This window comes from Entomomonas sp. E2T0 (assembly GCF_025985425.1).
Lineage (GTDB): Bacteria > Pseudomonadota > Gammaproteobacteria > Pseudomonadales > Pseudomonadaceae > Entomomonas.
The window spans coordinates 2,370,869-2,388,132 of the sequence record NZ_CP094972.1; the positions used below are offsets into that span (position 1 = coordinate 2,370,869).

At 36.6% G+C, this 17,264-nt stretch carries 16 protein-coding genes; 11 read left to right on the forward strand and 5 right to left on the reverse strand.

Going from position 1 to position 17,264, the window contains the following annotated elements; all coding sequences use genetic code 11:
* Positions 1-34: 34 nt before the first annotated feature.
* The gene (locus tag MTZ49_RS11545) at positions 35-964 is read left to right on the forward strand and encodes a CobW family GTP-binding protein (RefSeq protein ID WP_264745691.1); all 930 of its coding nucleotides are present in this window, start codon (positions 35-37) and stop codon (positions 962-964) included.
* On the opposite strand, the gene MTZ49_RS11550 is transcribed toward MTZ49_RS11545, so the two are convergent.
* Positions 957-1,805, reverse strand: coding sequence for a neutral zinc metallopeptidase (locus MTZ49_RS11550; protein WP_264745692.1), 849 nt, complete (start codon positions 1,803-1,805; stop codon positions 957-959). The genes MTZ49_RS11545 and MTZ49_RS11550 overlap by 8 nt on opposite strands.
* A 163-nt stretch (positions 1,806-1,968) precedes the next feature.
* Between MTZ49_RS11550 and pyrF the strand changes: the two genes are divergently transcribed.
* A complete protein-coding gene (gene pyrF / locus MTZ49_RS11555) occupies positions 1,969-2,661 on the forward strand; it encodes an orotidine-5'-phosphate decarboxylase (RefSeq protein WP_264745693.1) in 693 nt (230 codons plus the stop codon).
* A 102-nt stretch (positions 2,662-2,763) separates the two neighbouring features.
* Here the strand turns inward: pyrF and MTZ49_RS11560 are convergent, their stop codons facing one another.
* Together MTZ49_RS11560 and MTZ49_RS11565 are read right to left on the reverse strand one after the other, a co-directional pair.
* Positions 2,764-3,324 (reverse strand): zf-TFIIB domain-containing protein, encoded by a 561-nt coding sequence (locus MTZ49_RS11560; protein WP_264745694.1) that lies wholly within the window; start codon positions 3,322-3,324, stop codon positions 2,764-2,766.
* 14 nt (positions 3,325-3,338) lie between these two features.
* The gene (locus MTZ49_RS11565) at positions 3,339-4,148 is read right to left on the reverse strand and encodes a pyruvate, water dikinase regulatory protein (protein ID WP_264745695.1); all 810 of its coding nucleotides are present in this window, start codon (positions 4,146-4,148) and stop codon (positions 3,339-3,341) included.
* 190 nt (positions 4,149-4,338) lie between these two features.
* Here MTZ49_RS11565 and ppsA point away from each other — a divergent pair, with 190 nt between their 5' ends.
* The 3 genes from ppsA to fcl are packed head-to-tail and all read left to right on the forward strand — an operon-like array spanning position 4,339 to position 8,862.
* Positions 4,339-6,711, forward strand: coding sequence for a phosphoenolpyruvate synthase (gene ppsA, locus MTZ49_RS11570; protein ID WP_264745696.1), 2,373 nt, complete (start codon positions 4,339-4,341; stop codon positions 6,709-6,711).
* A 52-nt stretch (positions 6,712-6,763) separates the two neighbouring features.
* Positions 6,764-7,885: a GDP-mannose 4,6-dehydratase gene (gene gmd, locus MTZ49_RS11575; RefSeq protein WP_264745697.1), complete on the forward strand. Its 1,122-nt coding sequence runs from the start codon at positions 6,764-6,766 to the stop codon at positions 7,883-7,885.
* Between the two features lie 5 nt (positions 7,886-7,890).
* Positions 7,891-8,862 (forward strand): GDP-L-fucose synthase, encoded by a 972-nt coding sequence (gene fcl, locus MTZ49_RS11580; RefSeq protein WP_264745698.1) that lies wholly within the window; start codon positions 7,891-7,893, stop codon positions 8,860-8,862.
* 86 nt (positions 8,863-8,948) lie between these two features.
* Here the strand turns inward: fcl and MTZ49_RS11585 are convergent, their stop codons facing one another.
* The gene (locus MTZ49_RS11585; protein ID WP_264745699.1) at positions 8,949-9,152 is read right to left on the reverse strand and encodes a cold-shock protein; all 204 of its coding nucleotides are present in this window, start codon (positions 9,150-9,152) and stop codon (positions 8,949-8,951) included.
* 257 nt (positions 9,153-9,409) lie between these two features.
* Positions 9,410-11,542 (reverse strand): ATP-dependent DNA helicase DinG, encoded by a 2,133-nt coding sequence (dinG, locus tag MTZ49_RS11590; protein WP_264745700.1) that lies wholly within the window; start codon positions 11,540-11,542, stop codon positions 9,410-9,412.
* Between the two features lie 66 nt (positions 11,543-11,608).
* On the opposite strand from dinG, the gene grxB reads away from it, so the two are divergent.
* Genes grxB through MTZ49_RS11620 form a run of 6 tightly spaced genes read left to right on the forward strand, consistent with a single transcriptional unit; the run spans position 11,609 to position 17,259 of the window.
* Positions 11,609-12,250: a glutaredoxin 2 gene (gene grxB / locus MTZ49_RS11595; protein WP_264745701.1), complete on the forward strand. Its 642-nt coding sequence runs from the start codon at positions 11,609-11,611 to the stop codon at positions 12,248-12,250.
* A 26-nt stretch (positions 12,251-12,276) separates the two neighbouring features.
* Positions 12,277-13,698, forward strand: coding sequence for a mannose-1-phosphate guanylyltransferase/mannose-6-phosphate isomerase (locus MTZ49_RS11600; protein WP_264745702.1), 1,422 nt, complete (start codon positions 12,277-12,279; stop codon positions 13,696-13,698).
* Entirely contained in the window at positions 13,688-14,428 is a 741-nt protein-coding gene (locus MTZ49_RS11605; RefSeq protein WP_264745703.1) for a glycosyltransferase, read from the forward strand. The genes MTZ49_RS11600 and MTZ49_RS11605 overlap by 11 nt, the downstream gene beginning before the upstream one ends.
* Before the next feature lie 9 nt (positions 14,429-14,437).
* Positions 14,438-15,355 carry a glycosyltransferase gene (locus MTZ49_RS11610; protein ID WP_264745704.1) on the forward strand — a complete coding sequence of 306 codons (918 nt, stop codon included), beginning with the start codon at positions 14,438-14,440 and terminating at the stop codon, positions 15,353-15,355.
* Positions 15,356-16,150, forward strand: coding sequence for a glycosyltransferase family 2 protein (locus tag MTZ49_RS11615; protein WP_264745705.1), 795 nt, complete (start codon positions 15,356-15,358; stop codon positions 16,148-16,150).
* Positions 16,147-17,259, forward strand: coding sequence for a glycosyltransferase (locus MTZ49_RS11620; protein WP_264745706.1), 1,113 nt, complete (start codon positions 16,147-16,149; stop codon positions 17,257-17,259). Before MTZ49_RS11615 ends, MTZ49_RS11620 begins: the two co-directional genes overlap by 4 nt.
* Positions 17,260-17,264: the final 5 nt, after the last annotated feature.

A 17,264-nucleotide genomic window follows, 5' to 3' on the forward strand; every position in this document is an offset into this window, starting at 1 on the left:
TACTAGCTGAAAGAATAGAGAAGAGGTGATTTGTTTGCTTAATAAAATAACAACCTATTTAATTGTTGGTTCCTTAGGTACTGGTAAAACTAGCTTGATCCAACAATTATTAAAACAAAAACCAAGCAATGAGCAGTGGGCTGTATTAATTAATGAGTTTGGTAGAGTTGGTGTTGATAAAGCGTTGTTAGGCGAGCAAGCAGTTACTATTAGTGAAATAGCGGGCGGTTGTATTTGTTGTACTGGTGGTGCGCCTTTTCAAGTAGGGTTGAATAGATTATTAAAAGAGTCTAAACCTGATGTGCTTTTTATAGAATTATCGGGATTAGGCCATCCTCTACAAGTACAAAAACAATTGCAAGCCGAGCCTTGGAACAAGGTTTTAACATTGTATCCCTTGCTACAAGTAGTAGAAGCCAAACAGTTATTAGCAGATTTTCAACCTTATAACAGTGCAGGATTATTATTAGTTAATAAATCAGAACAGCTTACTAAGCAGCAGCAACAAGCGATAAATAAACAATTTGCACCGTTTAATCTGTATTGGACAACGCAAGGCTATCTACCCTTATCTTATTTACCTAAACAGCCCTTAGTTGAGCAATTATCACAACAACAAATATATATTGTTGATGGTGAGGATGAGCAAAAAAGACAACTGGCAGAGGGCATTGTTTGCCATATTCAAGATCAACTTGAAGGATGGTCTATCGGTTGGCAGTTTGAGCCATGCTATTGTTTTGATAAGATAAAATTAGATAACTGGTTAAAGCAATATCAATGGCTACGGGCAAAGCTAGTGGTACATACTAATCAAGGTTGGCTATCTGTTAATGCCGTTGCTGAAGATATACCTGCTTGGCAAGCAACAGAATGGCGTAAAGATAGCCGTTTAGAACTTATCTTTGCTACTAAACAAGCAGAGCAAATGTTGATAGATACCTTATTAAGTACTATCAGTTAAAAGTATTACAACTACTTACTTTGCCGCTATCAAACCCTGTTTTAAACCATGTATAACGTTGTTCTGATGTGCCATGAGTAAAGCTATCAGGAATTACACGGCCCTGCGCCTGTTTTTGTAATCTGTCATCGCCAATAGCCATTGCTGCATTTAGGGCTTCTTGTAAGTCATTAGGGTCTAAAATATTTTCATTTTCCATATAATGTCCCCAAACACCTGCTAAACAATCTGCTTGTAACTCTAATTTAACTGATAATTTATTTTGCTCTACTTCACTGCGGCCTCGTTGCATAGCACGCATTTTATCGGTGATACCTAATAAATGCTGTACATGGTGGCCAACTTCATGGGCAATAACATAACCTTGGGCAAAATCACCACCAGCTCCAAAGCGTGTTTTCATTTCTTCATAAAAAGAAAGATCAATATAGACCGTACTATCCGTTGGGCAATAGAAAGGCCCCATAACAGATTGCCCCACACCACAACCAGTGCGAGTAGCACCACGGTAAAGCACGAGTTTAGGATCGGTATATTGTTTACCCATCTGTTGAAAAATAGTGGTCCACGTATCTTCTGTAGTGGCTAACACCACAGAAGTAAATTGAGCCATTTCATTATCGCGGGGCGTATCTACTGGTTGCTGTTGAGTAGCTACAGGAGAAGATTGGCCTGTTAATAACGGTGTAAGGTCTATACCGTAGTAACCTGCTACAAAGACTATAACGATAACAGCAATGCCTAGTTTGCCACGGGGTAGACTAAAGCCAGTCATAGGCATAGATTGATCTGAACGACGATCTTCAATATTGTCACTTTCTCGACGATTTTTCCAACGCATATAAAATATTCAAAATAACCAATAAAATTGGTTTATTATGAGGAAAGTATTTAATAAAATGCAACTAGCTTTTAATCTAACAAATTCCTTACTGTGTTTTAAAAAGGTTTGTTAAATAGCATTTGGTTTGATCTCTACTTTCTATTCAAAGGAATCCCTTTACATGTCTTGTACTAGTCCTGTTATTGTTGCCTTAGACTTTTCGACTGTTGAAGATGCTATTAATTTAGCTAAACAATTAGATCCTACAAAGTGTCGTGTAAAGATAGGGAAGGAGTTATTTACAGTCACAGGCCCCAAAATTGTTGAGGAATTACAAAAATTAGGATTTGAAGTATTTTTAGATTTAAAATTCCATGATATCCCTAATACCACTGCAATGGCTGTTAAAGTAGCCGCTTCTATGGGCGTATGGATGGTGGATATTCATTGTGTGGGTGGCTTGGCTATGATGCAAGCTTGCCGTAATGTACTAGATCAAATGAACAGTAAAACATTGCTAATAGGTGTTACTGTTTTAACCAGTTTAGGTGTTGAAGATTTACAGCAATTAAGTATTACTAAAACACCAGAGCAACAGGTATTGAGTTTGGCTCAATTAGCCGCTGAAGCTAGGTTAGATGGTTTAGTAAGTTCTGCGCAAGAGGCTAGGGCATTAAAAGTAAACTTCCCTCAGTTAAAGTTAGTGACACCAGGTATTAGACCTGTTGGTTCAAGTAAAGATGATCAGCAGCGTATTGTTACCCCAGCACAAGCCATACAAGATGGTTCAGATTATTTAGTGATTGGTCGTCCTATTACTAAGGCAGTTAATCCTACCCAAGCATTAGAAGATATTTTAATTAGTTTAAAGTGATTTTGATTATTGTTTTCTTTATTTGACTAGAATTTATGTAGCTATAGGTTCTAGTTCTTAGATAAGACTGTTTTAAATTAATTAAAACAGTCGTCTTATACGTTAGCGAATGGCTGAATAAGGATCTTCTGCTATTAAATAGGCAAGCATAGCTGCACGTTTATCTTGCTTATCTAACCATGTGCGGAAAGTTTTTAATTGTTGATAAGCTTCTTTACCAAATTGATGTTGATAAAGCTCCTCAAATGTTTTAGAGGCTAGCTCTTCACGAATGTGTTTTTGATAAGGTTCTGTAAAAATACTATTTAGTTTATGGCTTAAGCCTTGTTGTTTTAAGAGCACCCATTCGCCTTTATCCAACCAAATGGCATTAGCTGCCGTACTTAAATCAATTTTGTGAGTGCTTTTACTTGAAATACGGTATTTAGTCATTAATGTGCCTGTAACAGGGCAGATTAATGCATGGCTACTTTCATCCGCTTCAATGGTGGTATTAGTGTGAGTTTCATCTGTAGTAGCGGCAAATTTAGTAACGCTTTGCCAACTTAAGTAGTCTATCAGCAATAACCAATTACCACCGCAATGATTACAGGTTTGACAAGGAAGAAATTCTTCCAGTTGCGAATATTTTAATTCGCCTTGTTGGCAACTTGGGCATTTCATTAGTAAACTCCTCATTAAAAACGTCTAGTCACGTTTTGGGTTGCTAGGATTTTAGCAGCAATTTCTTCTACTGAAAAATGAGTAGAGTTAACAAAGGCGATATTTTCCCTCTGAAATAATGCTTCTATCTCTTGGATTTCATATTGACATTGGGCATAACTAGCGTATTTACTATTGGAGCGGCGTTCATTACGAATAGCTACTAAACGGTCTACATCAATGGTTAAACCAAATAGCTTATTTTTATGATCTCGCAGTGGTTCTGGTAATTTACGGCTTTCTAAATCTTCTTCTGTTAATGGATAATTAGCTGCACGTATACCATATTGCATGGCCATATAAAGGCAGCTAGGGGTTTTACCTGTGCGAGAGGCACCAATTAGAATAATATCCGCACGATCATAAAAACGAGTACGTGAACCATCATCATTATCTAAGGCAAAGTTAATAGCATCAATACGATCTACATAACTATTTGAAATAGAGTGAGTTTTTCCTACAGAGCCAGTGGCTTTTGTATCTAGCTCTGTTTCTAAAGAAGATAAGAAAGTAGAAAAAATATTAATAATAAAGCCATTACATTGTTTTAAGGTATTACTAATTTCTTGATTAATAATAGTTTCAAAAACAAGGGGGCGCACACCATCTTTTTCCGCCGCCTCATTAACTTGTTGAACGAGCTGTTGGGCTTTTTCAACCGTATTAATATAAGGCTTAGTGGTCATTTGTAGTTCTATTTTATCAAACTGTGACAATAAGCTATGACCTATTGCTTCAGCTGTAATACCAGTACCATCAGATACAAAAAATGCGGTTCTTTTCATAAAATGCTTGCCTAAAATTAAACAATATTACGCTCAAGTCTGCTATAGTAATGCGATTATTTTTTATTAGTAAGTTTTTTTAAAAAGAATTTGCTAGAAAAATATGCTTGTTTAGTATTTTCATTATGATAGATATTAACTGAGTCATCTTGTGTGACCTATTGTCAATCGTTAGAGTGGAGAGACAGCCTTGGCGACTAATACAAAGTACGTAGTTTCATTAGAGAATGTAGGCGTACACGACGTGGAGACGGTAGGAGGCAAGAATGCCTCCTTGGGTGAAATGATTAGTAATTTAGCTGGTGCAGGAGTTTCCGTACCAGGAGGTTTTGCCACAACAGCTGACGCTTATCGTGAGTTCTTGGAGCAAAGTGGTTTAAATAATCGTATCCATGATTTACTAGACACATTAGATGTAGATGATGTTAATGCTTTAGCTAAAGCAGGTAGCCAAATTCGCCAATGGATTATGGAGGCGGACTTTCCTGCTCAATTAGATGCAGATATTCGTACTGCATTTGCTGAGTTAGCTCAAGGGCATGATATTTCAGTAGCTGTTCGTTCCTCTGCAACTGCCGAAGACCTTCCAGATGCTTCTTTCGCGGGCCAACAAGAAACCTTTTTAAATATTCGTGGCGTTGATAATGTAATTCGTGCTGCTAAAGAAGTATTTGCCTCTTTATTTAATGATCGTGCGATTGCTTATCGTGTGCATCAAGGGTTTGATCATAAGTTAGTGGCTTTATCGGCTGGTGTACAACGTATGGTTCGTTCTGAAACAGGTACCGCAGGGGTGATGTTTACCCTAGATACAGAATCTGGTTTTAGAGATGTTGTATTTATTACAGGTGCTTATGGTTTAGGAGAAACCGTCGTACAAGGTGCTGTCAATCCGGATGAGTTTTATGTACATAAGCCTACTTTAGAAGCTGGTCGTCCTGCTATTTTACGTCGTAATTTAGGTAGCAAAGCCATTAAGATGGTTTATGGGGATGAAGCTAAAGCAGGGCACTCAGTAAAAACGGTTGATGTGGCCAATGAAGAACGTGCTCGTTTCTGTATTACTGATGAAGAAGTAGCTAATCTAGCTAAACAAGCATTAATTATTGAGAAACACTATGGTCGTCCAATGGATATTGAATGGGCGAAAGATGGTGATGATGGCAAACTTTATATTGTGCAATCTCGTCCTGAAACCGTAAAAAGCCGTACCAATATTAGTGTAATGGAACGTTACCTAATGAAAGAAAAGGGTAATATTCTTGTAGAAGGTCGTGCAATTGGGCAGCGTATAGGTTCTGGCCCTGTAAAAATTATCCATAGTGTGGCTGAAATGGACAAGGTACAACCTGGTGATGTATTAGTCTCTGATATGACGGATCCAGATTGGGAGCCAGTAATGAAGCGTGCTAGCGCGATTGTTACCAATCGTGGTGGTCGTACTTGCCATGCTGCTATTATTGCTCGTGAATTAGGTATCCCTGCGGTAGTAGGTTGTGGCGATGCAACCAAAGTTTTAAAAGATGGTCAAGAAGTTACTGTTTCTTGTGCAGAAGGTGATACAGGGGTTATTTACGAAGGTAAATTGGATTTTGATATTCGTAAAAGCTCAGTAGATGCTATGCCACCTTTAAAATTCAAAATCATGATGAATGTGGGTAATCCTGATCGTGCTTTTGATTTCTCAATGCTACCGAATGAAGGCGTTGGTTTAGCACGTTTAGAGTTTATTATTAACCGTATGATAGGGGTGCATCCTAAGGCATTATTAAACTTTAATGGCTTGCCCATGGATGTGAAAGAAGCGGTTGAAAAACGTATTGCTGGATACAGTAGCCCTGTTGATTTCTATGTAGATAAACTAGTGGAAGGAGTAAGTACTTTAGCCGCTGCTTTTTATCCTAAGAAAGTGATTGTGCGTTTATCTGACTTTAAATCCAATGAATATGCCAACTTAATTGGTGGCAAGTTATATGAACCTGAAGAAGAAAACCCCATGTTGGGCTTCCGTGGTGCTTCTCGTTATATTAGCGAGTCTTTCCGCGATTGCTTTGAGCTAGAATGTCGTGCCATGAAACGTGTGCGCGAAGAAATGGGCTTAACCAATGTGGAACTAATGGTACCCTTTGTTCGTACATTAGGTGAAGCTAGCCAAGTAATTGATTTATTAGCCGAGTATGGCTTAAAGCGTGGTGAGAATGGTTTACGCGTTATTATGATGTGTGAATTACCATCCAATGCGTTACTGGCTGATGAGTTCTTAGAGTATTTTGATGGTTTCTCTATTGGCTCTAATGATATGACTCAATTAACCTTAGGGTTAGATAGAGATTCAGGTGTTATTGCCCATTTATTTGATGAGCGTAATCCTGCTGTTAAGAAACTATTATCTATGGCTATTCAGGCATGTCGTAAAGCTAATAAATATATTGGCATTTGTGGACAAGGACCATCAGACCATCCTGATTTAGCAAAATGGTTGATGGAACAAGGTATCGAAAGTGTTTCATTAAATCCTGATTCAGTTTTAGATACGTGGTTCTTCTTAGCTGATAATCAATAAGTTAAATTGCCCTTATCAAATAGTTGGTAAGGGTAGTTTTCAAGGATTAGCGATGGCTAAAAAAGCATTAATAACAGGTATTACTGGGCAAGATGGTTCTTATCTTGCCGAATTTTTATTAGAAAAAGGGTATGAGGTGCATGGTATTAAGCGTCGTGCTTCTTCATTCAATACCCAACGTATTGACCATATCTATCAAGATCCACATGTGGAAAATAAAAACTTTATTCTGCACTATGGTGATCTAACAGATACCTCTAATTTGACCCGTATTATTCAACAAATACAACCCGATGAGATTTATAATCTTGGGGCACAGTCGCATGTGGCAGTGAGTTTTGAATCACCTGAATATACAGCTGATGTAGATGGTATGGGGACATTAAGACTATTAGAAGCTATTCGTTTATTGGGTTTAGAGAAAAAAACGCGCTTCTATCAAGCCTCTACTTCTGAGCTTTATGGTTTAGTGCAAGAAACGCCACAAAAAGAAACAACACCTTTTTACCCACGTTCTCCTTATGCAGCAGCCAAGCTCTATGCTTATTGGATCACTGTAAATTATCGTGAAGCCTATGGCATGTATGCATGTAATGGTATTTTATTTAATCACGAGTCGCCACGCAGAGGGGAAACCTTTGTCACCCGTAAAATTACCCGTGGTTTGGCTTATATTGCACAAGGTTTAGAGCAATGTTTATACCTTGGTAATCTTAATGCTTTGCGCGATTGGGGACATGCTAAAGATTATGTGCGGATGCAATGGCTTATGTTGCAACAAGAGCAGCCAGAAGACTTTGTTATAGCTACAGGGAAGCAATATTCGGTACGAGATTTTATTCGTTGGTCAGCGGAACAACTGGGTATTACCCTTGAGTTTAAGGGGGAAGGTATTAATGAATATGCTGTGATTACAGCAATTACTGGTAATGATGCACCTGCTTTAGATGTGGGTGATATTATTGTAAGAGTAGACCCTCGTTATTTCCGACCTACTGAAGTAGAAACATTGTTAGGTGATCCTACTAAAGCTAAGCAAAAACTAGGTTGGGTGCCTGAAATTACTGTTCAGGAAATGTGTCACGATATGGTTAAAGAAGACCTAAAAACGGCTAAACGCCATGCTTTATTAAAACAACATGGTTATGAGTTACCTGTAAGTATAGAGGATTAGTAGCAATGCATGCCTTAGATCAAGCTGTTTTTATTGCAGGCCATAAGGGAATGGTTGGTTCAGCGATTATTCGTCGTTTAAAAGCATTAGGCTATACTAATATTGTCACTTGCTCTCGCAAAGAATTAGATTTATTGGATCAACGAGCTGTTAATGATTTTTTTCAACATAATAGCATTCAACAAGTCTATTTAGCAGCTGCCAAGGTGGGTGGAATACACGCTAATAATATTTATCCAGCTGAGTTTATTTACGAAAATCTAATGATTGAGGCTAATGTTATTCATGCAGCGCATAAAGCTGATGTGAATAAGCTATTATTTCTAGGTTCTTCTTGTATTTATCCTAAATTAGCACAACAGCCTATGCGAGAAGACTCATTATTAACAGGTGTTTTAGAAGCGACTAATGAGCCTTATGCTATAGCCAAAATAGCAGGCATAAAACTTTGTGAAAGTTATAATAGACAATATGAGCGAGATTATCGCAGTGTCATGCCTACTAATTTATATGGCCCTAATGACAATTTTCACACTGAAAATAGCCATGTAATCCCTGCATTATTACGACGTTTTCATGAAGCTGTAGAAAATAAAGAAGAAACTGTAACAATTTGGGGAAGTGGTAATCCACGCCGTGAGTTTTTACATGTTGATGATATGGCTGCTGCTTGTGTGCATGTGATGGAGTTAGATAAAGCTTTTTATCAGTCACATACACAACCTATGCTATCCCATATTAATATAGGGGCAGGTAAGGACTGTACTATTAGAGAGTTAGCAGAGTTAATGGCTAAGATAACTGGTTTTACGGGTGAGTTGGTATTTGATAGCAGTAAACCAGATGGTACACCACGCAAATTATTAGATGTATCACGCTTAGATATATTGGGCTGGCAGGCTAGTATTGGTTTAGAGCAAGGATTGCACGATACTTATCAATGGTTTTTAGATAATCAGCAAAGGATAAGAGCTTAATCTTGTTAGTAGCATTGATTATTAGGAATTAATACAAGAGGGAGATATAAAAGCTCTATACTAAATCATATAGAGCTTTGATTGGGTTAAGCAACCTGAATATTAGTTGCTTGTGGCCCTTTGCTACCTTGGGTAACACTGAAAGATACTTGTTGACCTTCCATTAGGGTTTTGAATCCTGAACTAGCGATTTCTGAGTAGTGGGCGAAACAATCTTTGCTACCATCTGTTGGGGTGATAAAACCAAAGCCTTTCTCTTCGTTAAACCACTTTACAATACCTGTTTTCATAAAACTAAATGTCCTAAATAAAAAATAAAAAATGCGTGTATCCTATATGGAGATTAAACCAAATATAGGCATCAAGCAGAGAAGAAAAGATTTGGAAGAAAACAATATCGGCAAGAAAGCTAACAGAACTACAACCAGAAAAAAACAATTCAACTTGAGAACACTCAGCTACTATGCGCGTATTTTAATTAAATAGCAACTAATATATTTTTTAAAAGTATGTGCTAATGTGTAAATATGCTTTTAAGCGTTTAGCATTAATGAATTTCTCGTCTAAAAGGAGGTAATGCGTTGAGTAACGCTTTACCATAGCTTTTATTGATAATGCGGCGATCAAGCAGGGTGATAGTGCCTTTATCTTGCTCAGTGCGAATCAATCGACCACAAGCTTGTATAAGACGTAATGAAGCATCGGGTACAGTAATTTCCATAAAAGGATTACCCCCTCTTTTTTCAATCCATTCTGCTAATGCTGCTTCAATGGGATCATCAGGTACTGCAAAAGGAATTTTAGCAATAATCACATGTTCACAATATTCACCTGGTAAATCAACACCTTCAGCTAAACTAGCAAGACCAAATAAGATACTGGTTAATCCTTTATCTATACGGGTTTTATGTTGTTTTAGTAACTCTTGTTTGGATAAGCTGCTTTGTACCAGTATAGATTCTTGATAGGTATTGGTTAGTCCTGCATAGACATCTTGCATTTGTTTTCTTGAAGAGAATAATACAAGGGAACCTTGATAATCCTGAGTAAGTTCAGGTAATGCCTTGATAATAGCCGCTGTATGATCAGCAACATCTCTAGGATCGGCTTTAAGGTTAGGAACTTGTAATAAACCAGCCTGTTCATATTGGAACGGGCTTGGCACAATGCAGGTTACCGTAGAGTCAGGCAGCCCTGCACGCATAATCAATCGATCAAACTTGCCTAACGCTGTTAAGGTGGCAGAGGTAAGTAATGCCCCATGGGCAGTATTCCAAAGTGATTGACGTAATGTATCAGCAGCTAAAATAGGGCTGGCATTAACTTCAATATCTAAGTAATTACCTGAAGTATATAAGGTAAGCCAACGGGCATGAGGAGGTTTGTCTTCTTTATCTATAACCGTAAAGGCTGTCCATAATTCCCAATTGTTTTCAGCGCGGCTAAGCAATGCACCAAAGGCTGGATACCAGTCTTCAGCAATATAAGACGGCAAGCTTAAATTAATTTTACCATCCATTGCTTGTTTTAATAGATCAGTGAGATGACTCAAACAATCAACCAATGAGGCAAAGCCTTTTTTTAGCTCTGTAGCAATGGTTAAGAGATTTTCTGGAACAATGCCATGATTAAAGCGGTAACGCGGCGCTTCTTGATTATCTGAATTTTTAGCTTCAGGTATTGAAAATAAACCCATACAAGCATTAAGCATAAAATGCTGTTGTTCCCTTAAAGGAGTAATTAATTCAGGTATTTTTTCCAATATTCTGCCAAAGTCGCCACTGGGAGAAAACTGTTTTAAAAGTTTAGTCAGTGTTTTTGAGGTTTGGTCTAGCCAATCAGTAGTAGATTGTAAGCGCGTAAAGTGAGCAAAATGATTGATTGCTTTATCTGCGAGATGATGTCCTTCATCAAAGATATATAAACTTTGTTGCGGGGCAGGTAATACCACACCACCACCTAAAGCTAAATCAGCTAATACCATATCATGGTTAGTGACTATAATATCAACATCATCTAATTGGGTGCGTGCCTTAAAGAAAGGGCATTGTTGAAAGTTAGTGCATAATCTATTAGTACATTGGCTATGTTCTGTGGTTACACTATGCCATTCTTCATCAGTAATAATTTCTTTCCACCCATCTCGATCACCATCCCATTTGCCACTCGCTAGTTTATCTAGCATGCTTTTATATAGCTTTATATCAAGCTTATTAGTATTTTCTAATGTTTCTTCAAATAATGAGTCGCTCGTGTATTGGTCTTCCTGTAATAAACGATCTAATTTGGTTAAACAAAGATAGCGACCACGACCTTTCGCTAATGCATAAGTGAAGTTTAAATTGGTATGTTTAGCAATATCAGGTAGGTCTTTATAGATAATTTGTTCTTGTAAGGCAACAGTAGCCGTTGAAATAATCAGTTGCTTTTCTTCAAATTGGGCACAAGGTATTGCAGCTATACTATAAGCCACTGTTTTACCTGTGCCTGTACCTGCTTCAACTGCTATAATGGCGGAATCACCAACACGCTGGCCTTTGTCATCAGTAGCAATTGTGCCAAAGACTTTTGCAATTTCTGCAATCATTAGTCTTTGTCCATAACGAGGTTTTAGCCCTTTAGCTTCTAAGAAGTTAGAGTAAGCTTGTTGAATTTGCGACTTGAGTTCGTTATTGAGCATGGCTAACCTGATAATAAGTAAGCTGATTAGTTTAACCTATGATGCAAAGATTAGTAAGGAGTTATAATGGAAGTTTTATATGTTTATGATCACTGCCCATTTTGTGTAAAAGCACGAATGATTTTTGGCTTAAAAAAACGGCCTTATGTGATTCATTATTTGCTAAATGATGATGAAGCAACCCCTATTAAGATGATTGGGGAAAAAATGTTACCCATTTTAGATGAAGATGGTCACTATATGGGCGAAAGTATGGATATTGTCCATAAAATCAATAATATTGATGGTAATCCAGTATTGACTGGTGAAACTAGCCCAGCAGTTGCTGCTTGGATTAAACAGGTAAATAGTTATATTAATAAATTACTTATTCCTCGTTATGTGAATGCTACCTTGCCGGAATTTACCACTGAGGAAGCACGAACTTATTTTACCAACAAAAAAGAAGCGGCTTTTGGTGACTTTAAAACACTATTGTCTGAAACAGATCATTGGTTAGCTAAGATTAATAAGGATTTGTTAGCTTTAGAACCATTGATTAAATCTCCTAAGGCTTGTAATGGTGAATTATCAGAGGATGATATCCAATTATTTCCTCTATTAAGGGGGTTGTCTATTGTGGAAGGTGTGAACTATCCCTCAAAAGTAGATCAGTATCGTAAAAATATGTCTGACGAAAGTGGTGTTCCACTTTATAATATGAGCTAGTTAATCATTTTTAAGGAATATTTACTATGGTAGAGGCGATGGAACAACCATTGGTTCCTGTCATTATGTCTGGTGGTTCAGGAACAAGGTTATGGCCTTTATCACGCCAAACTAAGCCAAAGCAATTTTTGGCTTTAGTAGGTGAATATTCATTGCTGCAAGATACTATTAATAGATTAGATGGCATTAACAAGCAAGAACCTATTGTTATTTGTAATGAAGCACACCGTTTTTTAGTCGCTGAACAGTTAAGGCAGTTAGAACAAAAAGCGACTATTTTATTAGAGCCAGTAGGGCGTAATACAGCGCCTGCGGTTGCTTTAGCTGCTTTTAAAGTTTATCAGCAGAATCCTAATGCTATTTTATTAGTATTGGCAGCTGATCATTTAATTCAAAATACTAAAGTTTTTCAACAAGTGGTTAGTAATGCCTTAGAGTTAGCTAAACAGGACTATTTAGTTACTTTTGGTATTGTGCCTACTGCGCCTGAAACAGGTTATGGTTATATTGAGCAAGGAGCTCAAATAGCAGAGGGTAGTTACCAAGTTAAGCAGTTTATAGAGAAGCCAAGTCAGACCATTGCTGAAGAGTATTTACAAGCAGGCCATTATTGTTGGAATAGTGGTATGTTTATGTTTACTGCTAAAACTTATTTAGCAGAATTAGAAAAATATCGCCCTGATATTTATAAGGCCTGTAAGCAAGCAATGCAATCACCAACTGTTGATTTAGATTTTATCCGTATCGATAAAGAGGCTTTTTTAGGCTGTCCAGCGGATTCTATTGATTATGCTGTTATGGAAAAAACAGACAAAGCTGTAGTGGTATCCTTAGATGCTGGTTGGACAGATATAGGATCATGGTCAGCTCTTTGGCAAGTGACAAATAAAGATTCACAGGGCAACACCTTAAAAGGTGATGTTTTAGTTGAACAAACTACCAATACATTAGTTTATGCCAATGATAGATTAGTGACTACTTTAGGTGTAGATAATTTAGTAATTGTTGAAACTAAAGATGCGGTATTAGTGGCAGCTAAGAATAAAATACAGCAAGTTAAAGATATTGTTGCTAGGTTACAGCAGGCTGGGCGTATAGAGGCTGTGCAACATAGTGAAGTACATAGGCCTTGGGGTATTTATGATTGTATTGATATCGGAGAACGCTACCAAGTAAAACGTATTACTGTAAAGCCAGGTGCTAAGTTATCCTTGCAAAAACATCACCACCGTGCTGAACATTGGGTAATTGTTAAAGGAACAGCTAAAATTACCAAAAATAGTGAAACTTACTTATTGACAGAAGATCAATCCACTTATATTCCTATTGGCGAAATACACTCTTTAGAGAATCCAGGTAAGATCCCCTTAGAATTAATTGAAGTACAGTCAGGCTCTTATCTTGGAGAGGATGATATTATTCGCTTGGAGGATAAGTATGGACGCTAATAAGCAAGCAAATAATAATACTAAAATCAGTGTTATTACCGCCACTTATAATGCAGTGAAGTATTTGCCTAAACTAATAGAAAGCTTACAACAACAAACCGATAAGGATTTTGAATGGGTTGTGGCGGATGGTGGTTCGACAGATGGCACATTAGAATTACTTAAACAAGTTACAGGTATTGATATTAAAATCACTTCACAAGCTGATTTTGGCATTTATGATGCCTTAAATCGAGCCATTAAGCAGTGCGAAGGAGAGTACTATGTGGTAGCTGGCGCAGATGATTATTTTTATAAAGAAGCCGTTGCTATATTTCGTTCCGCTATTACTGAATCAGTAGACTTTGTTGCAACAGCCATTGATTGTAATGGCAAGCTGCTTCATCCTAAGGGCGGTTCTGTATCAAAGAATGGAGCTGCTGCACTAATTGCCAGCCATTCAATTGGTTTGTTAATAAAAAAATCACTGCATCAACAATATGGTTTTTATTCCCCTAAATACCCTATTTTAGCCGACCAACTATTTATTCTAAAATCGGTAGCTGGCGGGGCTAAGCTAGTAAACTCACCTCAAGCAACAGGTTTTTTCTCTACCGAAGGTGTCAGTTGTAGTAGTCCATTACGTTGTTTAACAGAGTTCTTTTGTATTCAAGTTGACTTAGGTAGTAATAAGTATTGGCAATCTCTGTTATTTTTAAAGCGATTAATACAGATATTACCTAAGATGTAAGGAAAAAAAATGGCAGTTGATATTTTAATGTCAACCTATAATGGCGAGCAATATCTTGAAAATCAGCTGCTATCGCTATTGATGCAGCGCTATAAAGATTGGACACTCTATATTAGAGATGATGGGTCTACCGATAATACTTTATCTATTATTGAGAAGTTTACGCAATTGGATGAGCGTATAAAATTAGTAGAAGCAGGTGAGAACTTAAAACATGGAAAAAGTTTTTTTAGCTTATTGAAATATGCTACTGCTGAATATATCGCTTTTTGTGATCAAGATGATATATGGTTTGAAGATAAATTAACGCATTTACTGGCTTTGGCAGAAACTGAAAACTTAAATAGTGATCAGTTTCCATCGCTGATATGTAGTCAAGGGTATAATTATAGTAATAAAACAGGACTAATTACTAAGGGATTGATTCCGAAATATTATGCCAATACATTACAGGAGTTTTTGTTTTTAAATGGTGGTTATGAGGGATGTCTTTTTTTATTTAATCGTGCTTTATTAGAAATGGCAAAATCTTATACAGCCCCTTTTTATGGGCATGATAATGTTGTTTGTTTAATCGCACATACTTTTGGCAAGGTTAAGTATTTAACTTTACCACTGATGTTATATCGTATACATGAAAAAAATACTTCAGGTATTAAGAAAATAGGGTTTCTAACGAGAGTAAAAACTTTCTTTAGAACAGATGCTACAGTGGTTACTAAAGTCGCATATGATCAGCAAAAAGAATTTTTTGACTTTTTTTATAGTAAACTAACGGAGCAACAGAAAGGAATTTTTGAGGCCTATTTAGCTTTTCCTAGTCTTTGCAAATGGGGAAGGATAAAACTATTAGTAAAAAATAAATTTAGATTGGGCCAATATCGTGGTGTTCTCATTTTGAAAACTATTTTAAGGCGGGCCATTTAAATGATTACGATATTAACACCAACCTATAATAGAGCTTATACACTAAATCGTTTATATAATTCTCTATGTGAGCAAACCAATAAGCGTTTTAATTGGTTAATAGTTGATGATGGTAGTACAGATAATACCATTAATTTAATAGAAAAATTGCAACGTGATAATAGAATAGATATTGAATATTTATATCAAGAAAATAGTGGTAAGCATATAGCAATAAATAATGGTGTAACTCACTGTGCAAGGGATTGGGTGTTTATTGTTGATAGTGATGATATTTTGACCAATGATGCTATAAAAATAGCCATTGATGAAATAATTAACCATCAAGAACATGATCAAATTATAGGTCTATGTTTTAGAAGAGCATTTTTAGATAAGAAAATTATTGGTAATAAAGTATCTGGGGATGTTTTAAGAATTAATCCGACAAAGGCTACACATCTGTTTCAGGGTGATTTAGCTTATATTTTTAAGCATACAGCTTTGCAAAATAATCCTTTTCCCACTATACCTGATGAGAAGTTTGTACCAGAGCTTTATGTGTGGAATAAAATAGCCGATCAAGGACAAATACTCTTTTTCCCAGAAAAATATATCTATTTAACAGAGTATTTAGAGGATGGTTATTCAAAAAACTTTGCCTCAAACTTACAGAAAAATCCTAAAGGATTTAAATTGTTTTATCAAGATCAACTAAAAAGAGAAAAAAATTGGAAGAACAAATTGAAGTGTTTTATTCGATCTATGCAATGTTCTCATTATATAGCTGCTAATAATAAAAAGGACAGTGAGTGAAGGTTTTTTTTCTAATTACAGGGCTTGGTATGGGAGGTGCTGAGCAACAGGTAGTTAGTTTAGTGGATCAATTAGCTAAGCTTGGTCATCAGATAGTTTTGTGTTATCTAACTGGTGAAGGAAAGGTTTTACCTTTACAAAAAGAAGTTGAAGTAATTGCCCTTAATACTAAAAAGAATCCTTTCGCATTAGGAGTAGCCTTATTTAGGTTAATAAAAATTATAAAGCAATTTAAACCAGATGTTATTCATAGCCATATGGTTCATGCAAATATTATCGCTCGTTTGGCGCATCTGTTTTCAAGAAGGGAAACTGTATTAGTTTGTACAGCACATAATAAGTATGAAGGGGGTAAGTTAAGAATGTTAGCTTATCGCTTAACAGATTGGCTTGCTGATATTTCAACCAATGTTAGTGCTGAAGCTGTGGATGAGTTTGTTGCTAAGAAAGCAACCAAGCAAGATCGCATGATAGTTATGTACAATGGTATTGATACTGATAAATTTCAGTTTAATCTAATAAAACGCCACGAATTACGCCAGCAATATCAAATCTCAGATGAAACCAAAGTACTGTTAGCTATTGGCCGTTTAACTGAAGCTAAAGATTATCCTAATTTATTACAGGCCTATGCAACATTGAAGGAAGCTAATACAGTCTTGTGGATAGTTGGCACAGGAGAAGAAAACTATAAGGCTCATTTGCAGGTATTAATTGAACAATTGGCTATTACCAATAAAGTTTTTTTCTTGGGTGTTAGAAATGATATTGCAGCTTTATTATCTGCCGCTGATCTTTTTGTTTTATCATCGGCTTGGGAAGGATTTGGTTTAGTCGTAGCTGAGGCTATGGCCTGTGAACGATTAGTTGTAGCTACTGATTGTGGTGGGGTTCGCGAAGTATTAGGTGATTGTGGTTGGCTTGTACCACCTAAACAAAATAAAATATTAACGGTAGCCATGGAAGAAGCTTTAAATATATCCACAGAGCAAGCTTTAAAGTTAACGAAAAAAGCACAACAAAGAGTGCTAATACATTATAATATAGAGAATATTACTCAACAGTGGTTAACACTGTATCAAAAATTATTAGACAATAAACGTAGGTAAATTAG

Coding starts and splice junctions, on each gene's coding strand:
- MTZ49_RS11550 (WP_264745692.1), bottom strand. CDS start 1,805: ATGCGTTGGAAAAATCGTCGAGAAAGTGACAATATTGAAGATCGTCGT.
- pyrF (WP_264745693.1), top strand. CDS start 1,969: ATGTCTTGTACTAGTCCTGTTATTGTTGCCTTAGACTTTTCGACTGTT.
- MTZ49_RS11560 (WP_264745694.1), bottom strand. CDS start 3,324: ATGAAATGCCCAAGTTGCCAACAAGGCGAATTAAAATATTCGCAACTG.
- MTZ49_RS11565 (WP_264745695.1), bottom strand. CDS start 4,148: ATGAAAAGAACCGCATTTTTTGTATCTGATGGTACTGGTATTACAGCT.
- gmd (WP_264745697.1), top strand. CDS start 6,764: ATGGCTAAAAAAGCATTAATAACAGGTATTACTGGGCAAGATGGTTCT.
- fcl (WP_264745698.1), top strand. CDS start 7,891: ATGCATGCCTTAGATCAAGCTGTTTTTATTGCAGGCCATAAGGGAATG.
- MTZ49_RS11585 (WP_264745699.1), bottom strand. CDS start 9,152: ATGAAAACAGGTATTGTAAAGTGGTTTAACGAAGAGAAAGGCTTTGGT.
- dinG (WP_264745700.1), bottom strand. CDS start 11,542: ATGCTCAATAACGAACTCAAGTCGCAAATTCAACAAGCTTACTCTAAC.
- grxB (WP_264745701.1), top strand. CDS start 11,609: ATGGAAGTTTTATATGTTTATGATCACTGCCCATTTTGTGTAAAAGCA.
- MTZ49_RS11600 (WP_264745702.1), top strand. CDS start 12,277: ATGGTAGAGGCGATGGAACAACCATTGGTTCCTGTCATTATGTCTGGT.
- MTZ49_RS11605 (WP_264745703.1), top strand. CDS start 13,688: ATGGACGCTAATAAGCAAGCAAATAATAATACTAAAATCAGTGTTATT.
- MTZ49_RS11610 (WP_264745704.1), top strand. CDS start 14,438: ATGGCAGTTGATATTTTAATGTCAACCTATAATGGCGAGCAATATCTT.
- MTZ49_RS11615 (WP_264745705.1), top strand. CDS start 15,356: ATGATTACGATATTAACACCAACCTATAATAGAGCTTATACACTAAAT.